The organism is Anaplasma phagocytophilum str. Webster, from assembly GCF_000964685.1.
Classification (GTDB): domain Bacteria; phylum Pseudomonadota; class Alphaproteobacteria; order Rickettsiales; family Anaplasmataceae; genus Anaplasma; species Anaplasma phagocytophilum.
This window is the reverse complement of the sequence record NZ_LANS01000001.1, coordinates 534,348-555,711: the sequence shown is the minus strand read 5'-3', so window position 1 is coordinate 555,711 and position 21,364 is coordinate 534,348. Positions and strand designations below refer to the sequence as shown.

At 40.8% G+C, this 21,364-nt stretch carries 17 protein-coding genes; 11 read left to right on the top strand and 6 right to left on the bottom strand.

The window, feature by feature from the left end; genetic code table 11:
* Positions 1–483: 483 nt before the first annotated feature.
* The 5 genes from APHWEB_RS02305 (at position 484) to APHWEB_RS02285 (ending at position 5,360) form a co-directional block, all read left to right on the top strand.
* Entirely contained in the window at positions 484–1,344 is an 861-nt protein-coding gene (locus tag APHWEB_RS02305) for a P44/Msp2 family outer membrane protein (RefSeq protein WP_011451363.1), read from the top strand.
* Between the two features lie 153 nt (positions 1,345–1,497).
* Positions 1,498–2,400 carry a P44/Msp2 family outer membrane protein gene (locus APHWEB_RS02300; protein ID WP_020849180.1) on the top strand — a complete coding sequence of 301 codons (903 nt, stop codon included), beginning with the start codon at positions 1,498–1,500 and terminating at the stop codon, positions 2,398–2,400.
* Positions 2,401–2,484: 84 nt separating this feature from the next.
* Positions 2,485–3,978: a UbiD family decarboxylase gene (locus tag APHWEB_RS02295; protein WP_011451365.1), complete on the top strand. Its 1,494-nt coding sequence runs from the start codon at positions 2,485–2,487 to the stop codon at positions 3,976–3,978.
* A 285-nt stretch (positions 3,979–4,263) separates the two neighbouring features.
* Positions 4,264–4,587 (top strand): hypothetical protein, encoded by a 324-nt coding sequence (locus APHWEB_RS02290; protein ID WP_045895534.1) that lies wholly within the window; start codon positions 4,264–4,266, stop codon positions 4,585–4,587.
* A gap of 2 nt (positions 4,588–4,589) precedes the next feature.
* The gene (locus tag APHWEB_RS02285) at positions 4,590–5,360 is read left to right on the top strand and encodes a P44/Msp2 family outer membrane protein (RefSeq protein WP_080943510.1); all 771 of its coding nucleotides are present in this window, start codon (positions 4,590–4,592) and stop codon (positions 5,358–5,360) included.
* Between the two features lie 1,452 nt (positions 5,361–6,812).
* Here the strand turns inward: APHWEB_RS02285 and APHWEB_RS05955 are convergent.
* Both APHWEB_RS05955 and secD read right to left on the bottom strand, forming a co-directional pair.
* Positions 6,813–6,962, bottom strand: coding sequence for a zinc-finger domain-containing protein (locus tag APHWEB_RS05955; RefSeq protein ID WP_020849182.1), 150 nt, complete (start codon positions 6,960–6,962; stop codon positions 6,813–6,815).
* A 12-nt stretch (positions 6,963–6,974) separates the two neighbouring features.
* Entirely contained in the window at positions 6,975–8,501 is a 1,527-nt protein-coding gene (gene secD / locus APHWEB_RS02280) for a protein translocase subunit SecD (RefSeq protein WP_011451371.1), read from the bottom strand.
* A gap of 64 nt (positions 8,502–8,565) precedes the next feature.
* On the opposite strand from secD, the gene uvrB reads away from it, so the two are divergent.
* From uvrB to APHWEB_RS02265, 3 genes are all read left to right on the top strand, one after another.
* Entirely contained in the window at positions 8,566–10,527 is a 1,962-nt protein-coding gene (uvrB, locus tag APHWEB_RS02275; RefSeq protein WP_020849510.1) for an excinuclease ABC subunit UvrB, read from the top strand.
* A 1,228-nt stretch (positions 10,528–11,755) separates the two neighbouring features.
* Positions 11,756–11,953 carry a hypothetical protein gene (locus APHWEB_RS02270; protein WP_020849183.1) on the top strand — a complete coding sequence of 66 codons (198 nt, stop codon included), beginning with the start codon at positions 11,756–11,758 and terminating at the stop codon, positions 11,951–11,953.
* A 69-nt stretch (positions 11,954–12,022) separates the two neighbouring features.
* Entirely contained in the window at positions 12,023–12,298 is a 276-nt protein-coding gene (locus tag APHWEB_RS02265) for a hypothetical protein (RefSeq protein WP_011451375.1), read from the top strand.
* A gap of 708 nt (positions 12,299–13,006) precedes the next feature.
* Here APHWEB_RS02265 and APHWEB_RS02260 read toward each other — a convergent pair.
* The gene (locus tag APHWEB_RS02260) at positions 13,007–13,879 is read right to left on the bottom strand and encodes a uracil-DNA glycosylase (protein WP_011451376.1); all 873 of its coding nucleotides are present in this window, start codon (positions 13,877–13,879) and stop codon (positions 13,007–13,009) included.
* Positions 13,880–14,125: 246 nt separating this feature from the next.
* Positions 14,126–14,689 carry a peptide deformylase gene (def, locus tag APHWEB_RS02255; RefSeq protein WP_020849511.1) on the bottom strand — a complete coding sequence of 188 codons (564 nt, stop codon included), beginning with the start codon at positions 14,687–14,689 and terminating at the stop codon, positions 14,126–14,128.
* 86 nt (positions 14,690–14,775) lie between these two features.
* Here def and APHWEB_RS02250 point away from each other — a divergent pair, with 86 nt between their 5' ends.
* Together APHWEB_RS02250 and rpsT are read left to right on the top strand one after the other, a co-directional pair.
* Complete coding sequence (locus tag APHWEB_RS02250; RefSeq protein WP_162009663.1) at positions 14,776–15,480, top strand: lysophospholipid acyltransferase family protein; 705 nt, start codon at positions 14,776–14,778, stop codon at positions 15,478–15,480.
* A gap of 125 nt (positions 15,481–15,605) precedes the next feature.
* Positions 15,606–15,896 (top strand): 30S ribosomal protein S20, encoded by a 291-nt coding sequence (gene rpsT, locus APHWEB_RS02245; RefSeq protein ID WP_011451379.1) that lies wholly within the window; start codon positions 15,606–15,608, stop codon positions 15,894–15,896.
* A gap of 1,852 nt (positions 15,897–17,748) precedes the next feature.
* Here rpsT and APHWEB_RS02240 read toward each other — a convergent pair.
* Complete coding sequence (locus tag APHWEB_RS02240) at positions 17,749–18,024, bottom strand: peptide deformylase (RefSeq protein WP_020849512.1); 276 nt, start codon at positions 18,022–18,024, stop codon at positions 17,749–17,751.
* 772 nt (positions 18,025–18,796) lie between these two features.
* Positions 18,797–19,630 carry a prolipoprotein diacylglyceryl transferase gene (gene lgt, locus APHWEB_RS02230; RefSeq protein WP_011451381.1) on the bottom strand — a complete coding sequence of 278 codons (834 nt, stop codon included), beginning with the start codon at positions 19,628–19,630 and terminating at the stop codon, positions 18,797–18,799.
* An 84-nt stretch (positions 19,631–19,714) separates the two neighbouring features.
* Between lgt and murJ the strand changes: the two genes are divergently transcribed.
* A complete protein-coding gene (murJ, locus tag APHWEB_RS02225; protein ID WP_020849513.1) occupies positions 19,715–21,223 on the top strand; it encodes a murein biosynthesis integral membrane protein MurJ in 1,509 nt (502 codons plus the stop codon).
* Positions 21,224–21,364: the final 141 nt, after the last annotated feature.

The window sequence follows — 21,364 nt, the reverse complement described above, 5'->3', positions numbered from 1 at the left end:
TATCATAGCCTCATAGTAGTACACGGGAATCTATGTAAATATTGTAAGCTCCTGCCGATGGTTGGGGTAGGTAAATAGATTAGGCTGCGGTTTTATACTTTCCAAAACCTGGGAGTTTTACGGGGAAGAAGTTGTAGATCTACACGCTCGTGGTGGTAGAATTTTTATTTGTATTTTATACAAAGAATTACAAACCTTCATTCGCATTGCTGAACCAAGGGGGATTATCCCTAATTTCATAATGCTACAAATGATATGATCAGATGCTATAATGATAAAAGATAAAATACATTGTTATTTTATGCATTAAAGCAATATTTACGTCATTTTCATGATATTTCTGGAATATATTACTTCCTTTCCATTAGTTATTAATTAATGTTTATTCCTTAAAAACGCTGTCCTGCAGATTAGGGGGCACGGTAGATACCAATCTATACGTAGCTTCATATACGATGCAGGCTAATTTGAGGTGGTAAATTTATGAAGCTAGTAGAGAGGATAGTAGGACGGAAGAGCGTTTCGGCATTGGTAATTTTTTGTACGATTTTATGTGTACCATTCCAGGCATTTTCTCATGAATCTACTGATAATTTTAAGTCCAAAAATCGCCTATATTTTGCAGGAACATACAAGATTAGTGTTCCAAATTTTGGTAGCTTAGAGGTTGAGGAAAGCAATTCTCATGTACCTAACGTTGGTACAGTTCTCAGAAAGAGTATGAAGGGCAATGTACTAGTGAACACCGGAAAACATAAATCATTCGATGCGTATTATAAAGAGGAATTTTACAGTAATGATTATTTTGGTTTTTCTGGAAGCATTGGTTACGCAATAAATAACTTCAGAATAGAAGTAGAGGGAATGAACAGTGAGTTCAAAATTAAGGCAGGCAAGGGTTCCGTTCATAAAGACGATGCATTTTACATCGCGTTGGTGCGCGAGAGAACTATTTCAAATAATAACTACGTCGTGGTAAAAAATAAGAGCGTAGCTGTGACTTCTGTGGCGTTAAGTCTATGTTATGACATTAAGTCACTAAGCGATATTGTAATTTCGTACTTATGCTTTGGTGTGAGTGGAAATGCTGTTGATTTATTGGAAACACGGAAGCTAACCCACGGGTATTACGGTAGAATAGGCGCAGGATTTCTGGTTACACGAGATATTCTGTTATCGGTAGGAGGATATTATCATCGATTACATGCTAATGAGTTTAGTGGACTCAAACTATTTATACCGGCCGCAACAGCAAGGGAGATGAGACCTGCGCCTACTTCAGCCCATGCTAAAATGGATATTGCATATCTTGGAGTAGAAATGAGCCTCAGATACTCTTTTTAGAGTGCTATGCATGGTTGTGTTGTTTCAAAAACAAAGAATTAAGGTAGTGAAGGTAACAATATTCTCAAAACATGAGCCCGTGCGCTAATATGATACACAAATAGTGCTTAGTTAAGTGCTTGACTTGTAGTGCATACACGCTAGAATGCGTACTTGAAGGTTTCTTTAGCGTTGGGGGCTCTCGTGAGGTTTGTGGGTACTCTTTTGGCATCGTTGTTTTTGTGCTTTCCACTTGCAGCTTTTTCTGGGTTGCATGTTGTTTCTGGAGTGGGATCTTTGTACTTTGGAGGTGTTTATAAGCCTGCTTCACCTCTTCTAGATGATGTCACGTTGCAGGGGGCGTTTGGGGCGTCGGTTAGAGTTGCTCCTCTTGAGAGGTTTTCTTCTTCGGAAGTGGCGAATAGTAATTTATCTGCCAATATCAGGAAGTTTGATGATTTATCGTTGGTGGCTAGTTCGAATAGTTACAATGAGAATATGCTGGGTCATGCCTTTGTTGCGGGTTACTCAGGCAATGGTGTGAGGCTAGAATTTGAGTTTCTCCGTGAGAAATTTGATATATCTAGAGGTTTCTTTAGTGAGCAGCACGGGGACAGGTTTAGATACTCGTTGGCACGTATAGCGGTAAACAAGGATGCAGGGGATAGTGATGTCTTGGTGCTGCGTAACGATGGGATGTCGCTTGTGGGTAGTGTTGCGAGCATGTGTAAAGACGTTGAATGGACTGTAGTGAGGCCTTATGTATGTGCAGGGTTTGGTATCGAGCGTTTGCGTACATTTAGGGCTGAGGTATATAGCTTTGCGTACCAAATAAAGGGTGGTGCTAGTTTTAAGTTAGGTAGGGGCCTCGAGGGGTTTTGTGGCATCTATTATCATGATCTAGGTGGTAGTGGTAAGGTTCCTGCTCCTAGGGAGCGTGATGTTTTAATAAAGGGACAACGTGTTACTTCTAAGAAGAGTGTTGTTCCTGTAGATCCTGTGTTGCGTACAGATGTGGCGTACCTTGGTTTTGAGTTGGGTGTTAGAATTTATCCAGTCTCTTTGTTGAGTAGGTAGTTTTGGTAATCGAGGACAGGATTCTAGTGGTGCTGTGGCTTTTGTGTTAGCTTTGCGTGTTGCTCTGCTGGTGAACTGTAGTATATGTCGTTTCGGGATCTTAGGGGCTTTTTAGATTTTCTTGAGAAGAAGGGGGAGCTAGTACGCGTTGGGGAGGAGGTTTCCCCTGTTCTAGAAATAACTGAAATACATAGCAGGCTGATAAGATCGGCTGGTCCTGCTGTTGTGTTTGAGAATGTAGTTAATGAGTACGGCTCTTCTGGTATACCTGTAGTAGCTAATCTGTTTGGTACTATAGAGAGGATTTCCTATGGTTTGGGGATAGAGTCATGTGGATTACGTGATGTTGGAAGGCTACTAGCTTTTCTTAGGATGCCAACTCCTCCTGAGAGCTTTCGTGACTTGCTGGGTATGTTCCCAATACTCAGGAATGTGGTTTCTGCCAGAACTACTGTAGTCAAGAAAGCAAAATGTCAGGAGGTGGTGTTAACAGGGGATGATGTAGATTTACGTAAGTTTCCGATACAGACTTGTTGGCCTGGAGATGTTGCTCCTTTAATAACGTGGCCGATAGTTGTAACGCATGGTCCTACTAATACACGAGAGGATAACTTCAACTTGGGTATATATCGTCTGCAGGTTGTAAGCGAAAATACCGCCATAATGAGGTGGTTGCGACATAGAGGAGGAGCGCAGCAGTATTTCAGATGGAAAAAAGAAGGTAAGGGAGATTTTCCTGTTGCGGTAGTGTTGGGGGCTGATCCTGCTACAACTATAGCCGCTGTGACGCCAGTTCCAGAAACTTTATCCGAGTATCAATTTGCGGGGATATTGCGTAAGAGACCGACAGAATTGGTGAATTGTATTACTGTTCCGCTGCGTGTTCCTGCTAATGCAGAGATAGTTCTGGAGGGGTACGTTAGTGCAAGTGAGTTACTGGATGAGGGGCCGTATGGCGATCATACCGGGTACTATAATTCTGTGGAAAAGTTTCCGAAATTTGTGATAAAGGCTATCACTATGAGGAATTCACCAATGTACCATAGTACGTTCACTGGCCGCCCGCCGGATGAATGTTCTGTGTTAGGCGAAGCGCTTAACGAGATTATAATTCCCATGATGATTTCTCAATATCCTGAGATTGTGGATTTCTGGTTACCTCCTGAGGGGTGTTCTTATCGTGTTGCTATAGTATCTATAAAGAAGGCTTATCCGGGGCATGCCCGTAGGATTGTCATGGGTGTATTGTCATTCCTTCGTCAGTTTATGTACGTGAAATTTGTGATAGTTGTAGACGATGATATATGTGTACGAGATTGGAAGGATGTAATATGGGCTATCTCCACTAGAATGGATCCTTCGAGAGACATGATGTACATTGAGGATGCTCCTATCGACTATTTGGATTTTGCGTCTTCGGAAACGGGTCTTGGTAGTAAAGTGGGTTTTGATGCTACCAATAAGATTTATCCGGAAACTAAGAGGGAGTGGGGCGTAAAAATTGAGATGAGTAAGGAGATTATAGATAAAGTCACTTCAAGGTGGGGACAATATGGCTTTGAGGAAAAAAGCCAGTAGATTGTCTTGCGTATGATGTGGTATGACATCTTATGGGCGGCGGTTGGCCACATAGTTGCCTATATTTTTGTGTATTAAGCTCTAAGCTTGGGTTAGCTGTTTTGTGGGAATTGCGTTTTGTGGCGTAGATCCTGCAATGTTCTCTATTGCATCATAATATAATTTTGATTTTTCCGTAGTTTAAATATTTTTTTAAGTATAATGCACGACTCTCAAGCCAATTTTTCGGTCATGCGATAGATATTTCTATTGTGTTATCGATCTTTACGGGAATGAGGGGAGTTTATGATTAGGCCTTTGGGCATGGGAATAGTTGTTATATTTGTACTACTTGGTACAGCGGTAACATCTGCACATGCAGATAATGACAAGTCAGGCTTTTTTGTGGGCTTGGGATATGGACTATCCGTGAGCCAGGTACATAATTTTAAAATCGATGATGGCGGAGAGACGCGTTGGCTGTTTCCCTTTCATGAGCGAGTGCACAGAGAGGAATTGCACTCTGCAAATTTCTATTGGGGTCCAGAGGTTGCTTCGGAGATAAGATTTCAGAGAGGTAACACTACTTTCGGGGGAGTGCTGGATATTTATTCTCTGCTGTACGGTTAGAAATTGATCTTACACACGAAAGATCCGAAATTCTAAAATCTGGGTTACATAAGGGCCGCAAAGGTGGTGCTATGCCCTTTGTATTAGGAAAACACAAAGCGATGGTGTCTTTACAGAGGGGCTATGATCGTATTGATTTAATCGGAAGTCTTTCGCGTGAAAATGTTATCGCTATAGAAAAATACATGGTGGCAGAACTAGGATATGATCAACTGAGAAGACTTTCGGTAATGCAGGAAGAAGAACTCAAGAGAGTTAATAAAACTAAGAAAGTTGTTGGGGCTTTTCCCAGAAATAGGAGCGATAATTTTTTTAATTTACTGGATCTGATGATTGTGCAAAGCGTTCTTTTCACAAAAGCTCTTGCTTTGACGGTTGAGGGTGCTGAAGTGATAGAGATTATGGCCATAAGGAATACCACTGCTACGTTGAATTTGTGTTATGACTTTCCTAGCATGGAGTTGGTTAAACTCAACATTTCACCTTACACATGCGCCGGAATAGGTGGAAGCGTTATAGGTATTACAAAAGGGCACGCCAATTTACAACTTTCATACAAGCTCAAACTTGGTTTAAATTACCGTTTCCTCTCAAATGCTGTGGCATATATAGGTACTTCATATCAGAAAGTTTTAGGGTCGGAGTACTATAATGTGCCACTAAAGCGGTTGGTTGACGATATCAGCCCAACCAACAGCGTTAGAGAGAAAACGAGTGTGGGGTTTGGATTACAGTACGTTGGGTTAGAATTGGGCGCACGTGTATCTTTCTGAAAAGTTTTCAAAGTTTTTTGGTGTGATGGAGCGTGGATCACCGAAGATAGCAGTTAGTGTGTTACTATACATGGCTCACTGACTGCTGCGCTAAAAGAATTTGTTTGTAATAGTGCTTATGGTGCTAACAAAGTAGACTACGTTATCTTTTATAAATAAGACTGTTACTTTCTAATAAACGGTGCTGTTCTTAGCTTTGCGTCAAAGCTTGCCTGTTAAGTACGCAAGCATGAGCCCTAGACAAGAGTATTGAGTAATACAGTTTATATACCCGTCCACACCGTATTTAGAAGATAAACGCCAGTCTAGATTATGGTAGATGCGTCCATAAACTTTCCATACTTTATCGAGAGAGCAGTTCCCCTTGGCAGCCCTATACCGCACTGCCCCATCTATAAGCATAATTTTTATGTGAGTAAAAACCATGTACTAGAACGGAAGTTACTGTTTGTGATATATTAGGCTATAGTCCAGTTGTATCATGTCCTTATCATAATAGAGATAAACGCTAGTCTAGATTATGGTAGATGCGTCCATAAACTTTCCATACTTTATCGAGAGAGGGTAGTTCCTCTTAGCAGCCCTATACCGCACTGCCCCATCTATAAGCATAATTTTTATGTGAGCCAACACCATGTACTGGAACGGAAGTTACTGTTTGTGATATATCTGGCTATAGTCCGGTTATATTATGCACTTATCATGATGGAGATAAACGCCAGTCTAGATTACGTTAGATGAGTTCATACACTTTTTATACTCTGTTGAGAGAGCAGTCCTGCGCATAGCAGCATATCCTGCATGCCATAGCACTAAGCGTACACTCATTTCTAGCGCCGTGAATTGTTATTTTCCCAGGATTCTGCTTTGTGCATCACATAATCAAGCAGCTATAGACCAGTAATATTATTCACTCCCTCATCTTTAATACGTAAACGCTACCTCCGGCAGTGATCTAGAAAGACATGCACTATTCGGCGTACTGCATCACGATTAGCTTAACCTCTCCGGACAGACGACTGTACGCGATGGTCAGAATTCATAAGTCTCATGTAACACTGCCTCGCACAATGCGGATACAGGTTTTTAAAAGGGATTTGATGTTGAACTTAGATGTCACATATAGATGCATATCTAATCTCTAGCTACGGTTATATTTAAAAGATTAAGTGCCAATTTAAGGTGGATAATAAAACATTCCCTTTTGTACTGTATGGGAGCAGCTCCTCTGAGCAAAGCCATGTACTATACTTTCACATTTAAAAGTGACTACACAACTTTTTTTCGGTGAAGTTATGGCGTTCGCCATATGTGAATGTAACGCAGCACACCCGCGTTAGAGAAGCCTTAGCTAAATACACACCTCTACACTGTGATATTACTTACACTGGCGTATATCACATGATTATCTTTCATCTATAAAAGATGTAATGTGAAGCACATTAGCAGGTTTTACTTTAGTATTTTTCCACAGTACGGACAGGGACGTTCTTCATCAGGAGCAACCTTGAGGTATACTTTGGGATGCCCGAAGAAATTATCATCACTATTATTCCCGTTACACGATAATATTTTTTCTCCCTTTTCTTCAGCACTACTCATCAATGGCAACCTCTAAAAACCACTGTTCATTCTTAACCCTAAATTGCTTACCAAGCCCATACGCACACCAACGTCTATCAAAACCTTAGTTAAGACTACTGCCGAAAGCATAGAGCATAGTATACCAATGCCTAAGGTCGCAGCAAACCCCTGAACTGAAGTACTCCCAGATACCAGCATGATAACCGCCACTATCAGTGTCGTCATGTTAGAGTCAAAAATAGTCGACATGGCATTCTTAAAGCCACGCTCCACAGCTAACCTGAGCTTACCAGAAGCACGCATTTCTTCCCTAATTCTCTCAAAAATGAGAACATTAGCATCAATGGACATACCCACCGTTAGAGTAATTCCTGCAATACCAGGCAAGGTTAGAGTAGCGCCTAGAAACGTCATAGCCAGCAGGACGAACACTATATTGAAAACTAGACCTATAACAGCAAAAAGACCTAGTACTCCGTAAGACATAATAACGAAAATAGAAACGACAGCTATAGACGATATTGTCGCTAGCCGACCTTTCTCTATAGATCTTGCTCCTAAACTCGGACCCACAACTCTTTCTTCAATAATGTTCAACGGGGCTGGAAGCGCTCCCGACTTTAGTAAAATGGCTAACTCTTTAGCCGTTTCCAAGTCAAATCTACCAGTGATCTCTCCATTTCCCCCGAGAATGGGTTCCCGTATCACAGGGGCAGTGAGGACAACATTATCCAAAACAGCAGCAAATGGTTTGCCTGCATGTTGCTTGGTAATGTCGGCGAATTTTTTAGTGGCAGCACTATCAAACTTAAAATACACAACTGCTCTTCCTACGCTGTTGAGCCCGGCGCTTGCATCCACCAGGGAATCGCCACTAATTTCCACACGCTTCATAACAGGAAAAGCATTCCCTGATGCATCGTACAACAGACGTGTGGTCAAAGGATTAATATCAGCTAGGTTTTTAACATCTTCTAGCAGGTGAAAGGTAAGTTTAGCTGTTTTACCTATAAGTGACTTTATATTATCAACATTGTGCACTCCTGGAACCTGTAGTGATATTTTATTCTCACCCTGGCTCTTTATCGTGATTTCTTTCGTTCCAGACTTATCCAGCCTGCGTAGTATGTTATTTGTAGAGTCGTCGATAACCCCTTTGAGCAAGGATTTTGTATATGATTCTGTGAAGGAAATCAGGAGGTGCGGTGATGTGCCAGTAAAGTCCACGTTTTTGTTAAATGCCTTCACGCGAGCAAGATCTGCAGGATCGCCAAGATGCAAAACTACTGTTCGATTTTTCACGTACAGCTTATCATACGGTATTTTTTCTCTCTGCAGAAAATCCTGAAGCTCATCGCTCAAGCCATACAACCTCTCCTTGAGGTATTCTTGAAAATCAACTTCTAATAGTAAATACGTGCCTCCCCGCAAATCTAATCCAAGATTGGCTTTCTTTTGAGACACAAAAAACTTTGAGTCCACAAAATTGGGCAACACAAAGTATATAGAGAGGGCACACAACAAGAATGTGGCTACAGCCTTACCTACTAATTGCATATGTCACTACTATACAATATAAGGTACATTGTATTCGATCCAGGACAATCGGGATAGTGATTTGATGCGACATTTTAAAATTACTTCTGAGTTTGATGCAGCAGGCGATCAGCCAGAAGCAATTCGTAAGTTGTCTGAGGGTATTGAGCGAGGTGTTCGGGAGCAGGTATTGCTAGGAGTAACGGGTTCTGGAAAAACGTTCACTATGGCTTCTGTCATAGAAAAAAGACAATGTCCCGCACTAATAGTTGCTCATAATAAAACGCTTGCAGCGCAGCTTTATGAAGAAATGCGCATATTTTTCCCTAATAACGCAGTTGAATATTTTGTATCTTACTATGACTACTACCAGCCAGAGGCGTACATTCCGCACAGTGATGTGTATATCGAAAAAGACGCCCTTATAAACGAGAAAATAGATATGCTTCGGCATTCTGCAACCAGGTCAATACTGGAAAGAAGAGATGTTATAGTTGTAGCTAGTGTGTCGTGCATATACGGTTTAGGCTCCCCAGAACTGTACTCAGAGATGACAATCCCATTGTCTGTAGGTATGCAGATAGACCTGTGTCAGTTGAAAGAGAAATTGGTGGAACTGCAATACAAAAGTGGCTCACAGTGCGAGCGGGGAACTTTTAGCGTCAAGGGAGATATTGTTACCATTTTTCCATCACACCACGAAGACCATGTATGGCGTATTTCAATGTTTGGGGATGTTATAGAATCAATACAGGAAGTAGATAACAATCTCGGAATAGCAGTTGCCAATCTTGAGAAAGTAAAAGTTTTTCCCAATAGCCACTATGTCACTCCTCGTCCCACACTTATGCAGGCTTTGTCAAGAATAGAAGAGGAACTGCAAGAATGCGTTATCAACTATCGCAAGAATAACAAGATAATAGAGGCAGAGAGAATATTAGAGCGCACAAAATTTGACATTGAAATGATGAAGGAAACAGGCACCTGCAAGGGCATAGAGAACTACTCCCGGTATCTATGTGGTAAGGCTGCTGGCGAACCCCCTAATACACTCTTAGACTATCTACCAGTGGATTCGTTGATGTTCATTGACGAAAGTCACATCACAATCCCACAAATACGATCTATGTACAATGGCGATAGGGTGAGAAAGGCAAACCTGATAACGCATGGGTTTAGGTTGCCGTCTGCTCTAGATAATCGTCCTCTCACTTTTGAAGAGTGGGAAAGTAGGAAGACAACATTAGTGTACGTTTCTGCAACGCCTGGAAAATACGAGACAGAAAGAACTTCCGGTGTTGTAGTTGAACAGTTAATAAGGCCCACTGGGTTGGTTGATCCAATTTGTATAGTAAAAAAGGCTTCAGGACAGATAGCAGATGTTGTAAACGAAAGCCAAGCCACAATCTCCGAAGGATATAGAGTGCTTGTGACTGCTTTGACCAAGAAGATGGCCGAAAATTTGTCTGAGCACATGCGGGAAATTGGTATTAAGGTTGCATATCTGCATTCTGATGTTAAAACCCTTGAGAGAATGGACATAATTGCTCAACTGCGCACAGGAGAAATAGATGTTCTTATAGGAGTAAACCTTTTGCGTGAGGGGTTAGACATCCCGGAGTGCGCGTTGGTATGTATTTTAGATGCTGATAAAGAAGGATTTTTGCGTTCCGAAACCTCATTAGTGCAAACTATAGGCCGTGCAGCTAGAAATATGAATGGGCGAGTTATTCTATATGCAGATAGAGTAACTAAATCTATGAAAGCAGCTATAGATGAGACAAATCGTAGAAGAGCAGTACAAGAATCCTATAATAAAGCACACGGTATAACTCCAAAAAGTATCAGTAAATCTGTTGCGACAAGTTTGAAGGATAGGATTACCGTAAAAGGTACAAAGGGCAGTAAGTCTAAGAGTGCAGCAGTTACGGAAGAGGACATAATAAAGTTGCAAAAAGAAATGCTACTGCATGCAGAGAATCTTGAATTCGAAAAAGCTCTGGAAATACGTAATCAGATAAACAAACTTTCTCAGCACAAAACGTAGCATTAAGTGCACGAATAGATTTTAAGGCTCTTAAGCTCCATTGTAGACAGAGTAAGGAGATGCTGTAGCAGCATGATCAAATCCCATAGGAGAGTTTCATAACCCTTTTATGGCGGCTTACACCATTATGTATACAAGTACCTAGAACGATACAGTAATAACACAGTGTTTGTATGTCATTTCTGTCATTCCCTTTTTAGAATCTTGAGCTGGAGTATTATATATATGCTACTGAATTGCCTTTCCATTTGTCTAACATAGCCATACAGAGAGTTAGGCTCCCCGCTATCTTATTTAGCCTTTTCCATTTGTGGTGCTGCAAATACCTCATAGTATATAGTTTATGCTCTTATGCTTCCCCACGAGGATACGGTAGCACTGATGATGCGTTCTTCGTGTATACATGTACTGCTCTGTATGTTGATTAAGATTGACCATGCAAAATGGTCATCTCACTATTTTTTATACATACTGAACAAGGCGTGTGCGATTGGCCATTATGGGAACTTTCACATAGAAATATAGACGTTGGAGCAGGCATTGCTGGCAGTTTCTATCCTTCTTCTAAAAGTTACTAGTCCTTTATGAATAACATTCACTCTGGGGGCTACCTAATAATTAGATTAGTTTGCCGGTAACGTAAGCGCATTTTCACAAAATACCGCATATATGTATGTTATGAACCGGATGATTGTCCTTTGATAGATATGTAAAATCTTACCGGCATTTATTTTTGATTGAGTGCCACGATCATAACCAAGTGAAAGACTATGTATTATTAAGAATAGGATATAACATATCATTATTGCTATTAAATTATTTATAATTATGAAATTGCGGATATTAGAGCAATTTCTTAGTCATTGCGGTTTGTAGGTAAGGTAAAATTTATAAGTGTTGTAGTAGAAAGAGTGAAGAAAGTGCCTTTGCTTACTAGAGAAAATATTATGACGGAATGGGTAAGTGCATCCTATGGCGATTTTGTGTCTTCAGTGATGTAATATGCTGATTTGCATTTTTAAAATCCATCAAGTTTTTTAGTTCTTAAATATTAATATATTAGCATATAATACTAATATATTGTTTCATGCTTAGGGAAGAGCATTTTAATAATGCTTCTACATCCTAATAGAGTTTTTCTATTCCGACACTTATTTATTAAATGTCGGAACATTAGCTATATGCGGAGAGTTTTGACAATGTTGGAAAATTGATTGGAGATTTACTTATGAAAATTTTGAGAGAAATTTGTGCATTTTTTGAAAACATAAACCATAAGAAGAAAGATAATGATATATCGTCAAACGACGGACAATCTTCGCGTACAAAAGATGAAAATGATCATTGCTTGCAGAGTGTCAGTCCTATGGTGATGGAAATCGCATCAAGCGAAAGCGGAAAAGAGGAGGGAAATCACGAAGCATGAATATGCATCAAGTATTTTACCAATAGCTATTGTGACTCCGAGTGTACATGGGCACCTTGAAATACCGCAGTGAAGTTGCCAAAATTGCGTCAGGCAGGAGGTCTCAAGTATGTTATATCAAGCAACTATGGAGGACATGCTATGGGAGATTATATAGATACTACGAGCTTATTCTATGATGATTTTTCAAATTATCATAGTTACCGTCATGGAGATATGCAGATGATGTACTGCAACCAAAATACGTATTTGCATAACGTATTATTTCCTGTTTTTATAGGCAGTATTCAGGAAATGGAAGAGGCTTTTGTTGTTACAGGTGCGCGTGACCACTTGCAGGTATAATGTCCCGCAAATAAAAATCCTGTAGCAACTGCGGTTTGCTAAAGATCGAAATTATAGAGAGTAACTCCAGGAATATCTTATCAACTACAATACTGTTGCGGTGCTACCCCACTTAAGTTAGAAGAGTGATTCCATGAGTGATATTGTATCGCAACCCACTACAAATATGTGATCAGGGCGCTGGAGTAGTAACCGTCCAACGCTCTCGTGCTATAGGTTATCGAAACTTGTTTTCCTACACGCGCGTAAAGCATGAGGGGTACAACTCTTGAGTTTCCTGTTTCAAGGACTGCTACAGATAGTGTGCTTTATAGATGGCTATGGTTACTTAACTCAAATCCAGCGTTTTGCCTTTCAACACGATTTAACATGTTATCAGATTAGCTATATGAGCATCTTAAGTGAGTTTCTTGTGTAGGGAAGCAAACTTCATGGGTATTGCACGGTGCATTAAAACGCTTCAGATAAGTACAAGCTGTCATAAAGTCGGTCAGCGCGTAATTAACGATCATCAGATTTTAACGTGTTGCTAACGAGACCATGCCTTCATTTGACCGTCCCCTGTCTTTAGCAACAAAGCATGTGTATTCGTCTTATTTCTACGCATAGATAGCAATAAACTCCTTAACAGTAGCGTATTATAAGGTACAACTTGTTGCTTAAATTTGTAAGTGCATATTTAACAACAAGAAACGCCCTACAAGTACTCTAGGTATTCACCTGAATTTTGTGTGTTTCGATATAGGCGCGCAACATCTTCAAATCTTCCCAGGCAAGCCGTTTTTGCTGAGGCTGTCTCAGGAGATATGCCGGGTGAAATATGACCATTGCAGTTATGGAACGGGAGAGGAAGCTATTTGTATATTCATAGAACTTTCCTCTGAGTCGTGAAATATTGTCAGGCGTTTGCAGCAGTGAATAACACGCTGTGCTACCTACCATTACGACTACATCTGGATCCACTAACGATATGTGTTTCTCCACAAATGGTCTACACACTTCTAGCTCAAAATCTGTGGGTTTGCGATTGCCTGGTGGGCGCCAGAACACAGTATTACTTATATAGATGTTTGATGAGCGATTTAGATTAATGGCTGCAAACATTTTATCAAGCAATTGTCCACTGGCTCCACAAAATGGTATACCTTCTCTATCTTCCGTACTTCCAGGGGCTTCTCCTATCAACATAATCTTAGATTTTGGGTTACCATCGGAGAAAACGGTGTTCACAGCTGCTTTTTTTATCTCACATCCTTCAAATGCACATACAGCAGCTCTCAGCTCAGCCAAATCTACACAGTTAGCAGCTGCCTTTCTTGCTTCTTCCACCCATTGAAGCATATTGGCATTGGAAGAGCTCTTCTTGTTACTTGTTTTATTCAGGACGATCTCTTGAGACTCACGGGTTTTTGCGCGGTCAGGTACGACGGGAGATTTTTCAAAATTTGCAGGACTTAAAGTATCATCTGGGTGCAGGTCATCGTTTAGCGTATGTGTTACCCCGCTATCATGATAAAACCTCAAGACCTCCGCGAACATTTTAATATCTTCGACATTGGGTTTATTATGTTCGTCTGTCATAGCCGTACACGGATTGTAAGATACCACCTCGGCTCAGTAGAGGTATACCCCAGAAAACAGGTTGGTAAGAGCGTTTCCTGATGAGACTGTCACTCCTCTGAGCGTACGATTGTACCCCATGCACTATAAAACCGCTACAGGCAAAAATGCAATAATGTATGTTTATACCCACATTAGATCACATACTCTGTAATTTGCGCTAAAGATCTTCAGAGAAATTCGTGCTGCGTTATGATTTCAAATTTACTAGTTCTTCCTAAGCGAGGCAGCTTTTCTCATTTTTTGCATCACCAGATCGCGTTTTAGCTTTGAGATATGCTTGAGAAATACGGTACCGTTCAAGTGGTCGATCTCGTGCTGTAGGCATCTAGAAAGTAACCCCTGCGCCTTTAAGATCTTGCGCTTGCCGTGTAAGTCAGTGTACTGCATCACGATTCGCTCTGGACGGACAACCAACTCTCTCTGATCAGGCACAGATAAGCACCCTTCCTCCATGGAGACCAGATCAACAGATTTTTCTACAATTTCGGGGTTGATAACAACCATAGGGCCACAGGTAGAATGATAACCATCAGGGTCATCAGCGGTTTCGCTAGATTCCTCGGTTTTAAGACCCAAGTCAATTACAAAAATGCGTTTATGGACACCTACCTGAACTGCGGCTAAACCTATACCCTGCTCGGCATACATGGTGTCAAACATGTCTTCAACTAATGAATTGAACTTCTCACAGAAGTCAGTCTCCCGTACCTCTTCAGAGCACAGAAACAACCGGCTATCAGGCAAAACAACCAAAGGTCTTACGGACACACCCTTTTTCCTCAAACCGATAAAGCTTTACATTATCAAGAGCGCTGGTACCCTTGTACATCACAATGTACTGCGAGGGCAAAGCCTTGTCATTCTATGTTCTTTCTACGTTGTTTACAATTCTTTATTTCATAATAACAGCTCCCGTACTTCTTTTTATTCCGGTTTCGTTAAGGATCGTCTTGGCTACTAAGTGGTGTAAGGGGATATTATTTTTATGCAAAGTGCTTGATGGTATTACTTATGAAGTGGTTGGTAAGGACAATATGCCGTCACAACCCTACATAGTAGCTTCAGAACACCAATCTCCGCTTGAAACTATCATATTGTTTGTAGAGTTTCCCAACGTTTCTTACGTGTTAAAGCAAGAGGTGCGTTTCATACCATTTATAGGGCTCTATCTAAACCTGTTGAAGATGGTATTTATAGACCGAAATCAGAAAGTTGCTGCGTTACGAAAAATGGTCAGGGAGTGTGATGCATGTTCTAAGAATGGAAGAACCATTTTAATCTTCCCAGAGGGCACTAGAGTGCGGTACGGTGAGAACGGTAGTAAAGATTATCATGTCGGAATAGCAATGGTATATCAAAAGCTACGGGTACCTGTCGTACCTGTGGTAATGAATACTGGAAAATATTGGCCAGCCGGCATTGTATCATTTAAAAAGAAGCGTGGTACAGTCACAATCAAAATTCTTTCTCCAATCGAGCCTGATTTGGGGAAAGAGGAGTTCATGGAGACGTTGAAAAACCGTATGATAGAGGGCGGTAGACAGTTGAGAAATGAGTAGAATATAGGGTATAAACAGGGGTCTTTCTTTTCCCGTCTTTTGTCCAAGGGGGAGAAACTGACTTGCATTTCTGACGAATTTCCTGTAGAGTGCCGTGGTAGTAGTAAGACGAGGATTGAGACGGGATGCCAAATCACGCTAGCGCAAAGAAGATGGTACGGGTTATCGGGAAGCGCACACTTTCTAATCGTGTACGCAAGAGTAGGGTTCGTAACTCCGTAAAGGCGTTTGTGGCAGCTTTGGAGGCTAATTCTCCTATAGAAGATGCTATAGCTGCGTTCCGTAAGGCTGAGTCTAACATCCACAAATGCGTCAATAAGGGTGTATTTCACAGAAATACGGCGGCGCGTAAGATTAGTGCGCTCTCGGGTAAGCTAAAGGCTTATGATCTCGCTCGCTTGCAAAACGAGCAGTAACGCATAGAGTTCGGGTTTTGTGTGAGAGTTGATGCTGCTTTAGGGGGTTAGCGCTTACACCTCTTGCAGCATTTTTTGATTTCTTTTCTGGTATCGGCTCTTTCGGGGTGCATACGTGGTTAAAGTGTATGTGATATAAGCGTTCACATAGTCGTGCAGTATCTCACCGGTTTTATATTTTGTGGTCTCTCTTGCTTTTTCTGGGTGGTGTTGAGAGAGTACTTTTATCCCTATTTTAATGTATGAGTTGATGCGTTAGTGGTGCGGGTTTCCCGAAGTGGTATTAGGACGTCTACAGGACTGTAAACTGGGATACTTTGTAGTGCTGCTGCGTAAGTGAGGAAAGATGTATTCTGCATTGCTTGTACTGTTATGTGGGCGTACGGCTAGCTTCTAGAAAACTCTCGTGTATACGTATCTTAAGAATCGAAACATACAAGTGTGTTTTGAAAACTGCCCCGCATAAGTCATACCCGCCAATCTTCTACCATAAACGCAGCCACTGTACGTCACACTAGCTCTGCATAACTAAAGACTCATACAGCACACACAAATCCGGACATGGATCAGATAGTATGCCATTGTGTTTTTAGCAAAACTGCCCAGGTATTGTTTAGCCCAGTGCAAGCACAAAAATAGCTGTGGTTGAGACTAATACGCAATACAGTAGAAGTGAAAAGGCTTATTATTTCAGTTCAACTATGAACTTTGGGAAATCTATGTATGTAGTAAATAATGCTACTACTACAAAGCATTACTGTATATCACACCTGTTCTGACATAACTAAAGACTCATACAGCACACACAAATCCGGACATGGATCAGGTGGTATGCCATTGTATTTTTAGCAAAACTGCTCCAGGTATTGTTTAGCCCAGTGCAAGCACAAAAATAGCTGTGGTTGAGACTAATACGCAATACAGTAGAAGTGAAAAGGCTTATTATTTCAGTTCAACTATGAACTTTGGGAAATCTATGTATGTAGTAAATAATGCTACTACTACAAAGCATTACTGTATATCACACCTGCTCTGACATAACTAAAGACTCATACAACACAAATCAAGACATGGGTCAGATAGTATGCAGTCGTGTTTTTAGCAAAACTACCCAAGTATATTTAGCAAATGACAAGTACGAAATAGCTGTGATTGAGACTAATACATAGTACCGTAATAGCGAAAAGGCTTATTATTTAAGTTCAATGACGAGCTGTGGGAAATCTATGTATATGTAAATCATGCTTATAACATAAAAGCATTCACTGTACGTCACACTAGCTCTGCATAACTAAAGGCTCATACAACTGCGAATCTACCCCAAGTATGAAAGGTGGTATTACTACTACCACTTACCACTGGGCATCCGTTCCAGTGATGGTATCTAGAACCAGAGGTGAAAAATTAGCACTGAGAGTGGTAAAAAGGAACAAGATTGACTAAACGACATTAACGAAGTGCCACTTTTTAGTTTTTTTAGTGCGAATCACTATGCTAAGCAGTCACAGTAATTAAGAAACTCATTACCTGGTCGAAGCCGCTGCAGTAGTATAAAGTAAATGTGCAGAAAAATTTTCAATTAAACCAGCTATTTGGTCTCAGGCTGTGCGGATTGTAAGATACCACCTCGGCTCAGGAGAAGTACCCTCGAAAACAGGTTGGTAAGAGCGTTTCCTGATGAGACTGTCACTCCTCTGAGCGTACGATTGTACCCCATGCACTATAAAACCGCTACAGGCAAAAATGCAATAATGTATGTTTATACCCACATTAGATCACTAGCCTTACATAAAGAGCACCATTATTGTAATTTGTACTAAGGATCTTCAAAGAAATTCGTGTTGCGTTATGATTAGTTCTTCCTGAGTGAAGCAGCCTTTCTCATTTTTTGCATCACCAGATCGCGTTTTAGCTTTGAGATGTGCTTGATAAATACGGTACCGTTCAAGTGGTCGATCTCGTGCTGTAGGCATCTAGAAAGTAACCCCTGCGCCTTTAAGATCTTGCGCTTGCCGTGTAAGTCAGTGTACTGCATCACGACTCTCTCTGGACGGACAACCAACTCTCTCTGATTAGGCACAGATAAGCACCCTTCCTCCATGGAGACCAGATCAAAGGAGTTTATCATTCTCTAACTCCCAGAAATAGAATGGCAAATACATGTGCTTCGCTATAAAGACGGGGTAGTACAGATGAAAGTGCGCATGGATTATTTCTATCAAAAGTACGGGTTAAGATCTTATGATTTGGCCCCACAGCATTTATATATGATACAAACTGACCACACCTAGAACAAAGGCTAACAGCGTTCCCTCTAGAATGAATTATTCGTTTAAGTCACCTTTGCGTGGAAGGGCAGTTATGACAAGTAAGAAGCTTACTTAACTTGCGTCGTATGTAAGACCTCTGCCTGGCAAGCCTCTTTTACAACACCTAACACCTAGGTTCCATGTGTACGGACTGCAGAATTTCAGATATCATAGCTCAAAGAGAACAGTTGTAGCAGATTCTCAGTTCAATTTTGTCGCAAAATTTTCAGTGTCTCCTAGCATTGCGCACCACGTCACTGCACATATTTCGTTTACGTAGGTATCAGGACGCCTGGCACTATTGTACTTACTGAGAAATATACTTTGTTGCAGCTGAGGCGTGTAGCGAACTTTTTCTGTGTCCTCAATATAAGAGTTAGGCTTCTGCAATTTCATGACGATAAAGACGCAAAACCGAGATGCGTGTACTATACACCACATACTAGTATTAGTATAGTTATTTAATAGGTACTAGAAAGGATATAAATGCATAAAATGCTGTGAGCGGCGATGGTTCTACTAACTCTCTAAGGATTTAGTGTTCTTTATACCCAAAAAAACAGTATCTGGTTTGCAATAATGAGCATATCCCTATGCAGTTTTATATTTTACGTTTTTGTACACGAGTACGATAAATACTATCAACGGGATCAATATCATGGGTACTGATAAAAGCATGCCCATAGTTACCCATCCAAATGCTACGGATCCAATTTGAATATCTGGCTCCCTAAAAAACTCAATTACGCATCTTGCTGTACCATACCAGACACAAAAAGCACATGCGATCATACCTGGATATTGTTTTATGTGTGTAAGACGTAGCAGTGCATTAAAAAGTATTAGGGGTATCAGTCCTTCAAAGAGGGCTTCATATAGTTGCGAAGGATGCCTAGGGAGCATATCGCCACTTCGTGGAAATACTATCCCTATGCAAGAGTTAGTGACTCTACCATAAAGTTCACCATTAATTAGGTTAGTCAATCTACCTAAAAAAAGCCCCAGTGGTATAGAACACGCACATAAGTCTAAAAGCGGGGCAAAAGCTATTTTTCGTTTCTTGCATACAGCAAATGTACAAGTGATTGAACCTATAAACCCTCCGTGAAAGGACATACCGCCATGCCAGATTTTGATAATCTCAAGAGGAAATTGAAAGTAAAAGTCTGGGTTGTATACCAAAACATATACAGCTCTTCCACCTATGATGGCTCCCAAAACTGCCCATGATAGAAGGGATTCCAATAGCTCCTTATGCGAAGGCAGGTACTTTCCCACCTTACCAAGGTACCAATAAACGAACGATATACCAGCAATGTAGGAAAGAGCATACCAGTGTATCTTGAAAAACCACAACCTAAAAGCGACAGGATCAATATTGGCTATCCACTCAACTATTGTGTGTATTTTGAAACAAATTGACATAAAGGCCTGTTATTCTATAATCGCGCTATAGGCCTAGGGGCCGTCTCAGCGTATTGTTGGGATTTTAAGTAACAAAGTCAAACTATGCTCAAGAAGATTTTTGCGTTCAGTTTTATAACGTTTTTTTCACGGGTTTTGGGGCTTGTGAGAGACGCGCTAGTAGCTTATCACCTGGGAGCTCAAGGGCTATCAGACGTATTTCTTGCTGCATTTCGTCTACCTAACCTGTTTAGAGCATACTTTGCCGAAGGGTCATTGAGTGTAAGTTTTGTACCACAATACTCCCAGAAGCTATCCGACCCGCAGGAAGCGCAGGAGTTTGCTAATCAAATATTTTCGCTATTGTTCTGGTTTTTGACGCTTTTTTGTCTATCGCTCGCTATTTTCACTCCACAGGTACTAGGTACATTTGCCCCAGGATTTTTAGGGAGCAGTTATAAGTTTGGTTTGTCAGTAGAACTGACAAGGATAATGCTACCCTACCTGCTATTTGTGTCGTTGATGTCTGTAATAGGTGGAATATTGCAGGCACATCAGTGTTTTTATGTGACAGCAGCTGCACCTGTTATCCTGAACTCATGTATAATAATCAGTGCTTTGCTTCCACACTGGTTTAGTCCAGTTTATTACTTTTCTGTGGCCGTATCTACCGCAGCGATTATACAGTTTTGTTTGTCAGTATTTATAGCAACACGCAAGAAGCTATCTGTAAAATTGGTTATTCCTCGTAGGAACAAGGACATGAAGATCTTTGCTAAAAGGTCTTGTATGTCGTTCTTCAGCGGTTGTATGCAGCAGATCAGTATATGGATTAATACTATATTTGCTAGTTACATTCCTGGGGCAATATCGTATTTTTACTATGCTGATAGAGTAAATCAACTACCGCAGGCGTTGGTGGGCATATCAATGAGCATTGTGTTAATGCCCACAATCGCAAAACTTGCTAGAAGCGGTGATACTTGCCAAATGATAGAGAAGCAAAACAGTGCCTTAGACTTAGGTATGACGCTAATCATCCCATCTGCAGCGATTCTTATAGCTTCTCCTGAGCCAGTTCTCATGGCTCTACTGAATTATGGCCAATTTGACTATTGGGCTATCGGCAATACAGTGCCTGTGTTAGCTGCATTGGCTGTGTCACTTCCGGCATTTGTGATAAGTAAGATCCTTTTGTTATTCTTTTATGCAAGAGGAGAATTCACCATACCAGCGTTGTTTTCTGTAATGTCTCTAGGAGCAAATGCTTTATGTGCTTATCTGTTGATGAAAGTTTACGGACATGTTGGAATAGCTATAGGTGGAACAATAGGCACATGGTCAAATGCTATGTTGCTGTTGCTGTATCTTAAAGTGAATAATTTGTATGCTGGATGCGAAGCGTTAAGAATAAAGCTAGGGTATGTGTTTCTTTCTGCAACCTCAATGGTTGCGGTATTGATCATGGGAAAGACTTTACTAGAGCCATACTTCTTTTTGGGACCTGTAGTGAAAATACCAGTTTTGATTCTCCTTATGGCTGCGGGTATATCAGTTTATCTTGGAACTCTATGTGTCATATTTAAGCAGAAAGTTTCTATTGGAGATATGTAGCATTTACATAGCGAAGGTGTCTCTTGCTAAAGCAAGGGGTTGCGGACATTTTGTTGGTTTGTACATCGATTTTACCTGAGGAATTATTGTTTTCTTAATAAAAATTGTTCACAATGCAGCAACACAACCTACACAAGTACA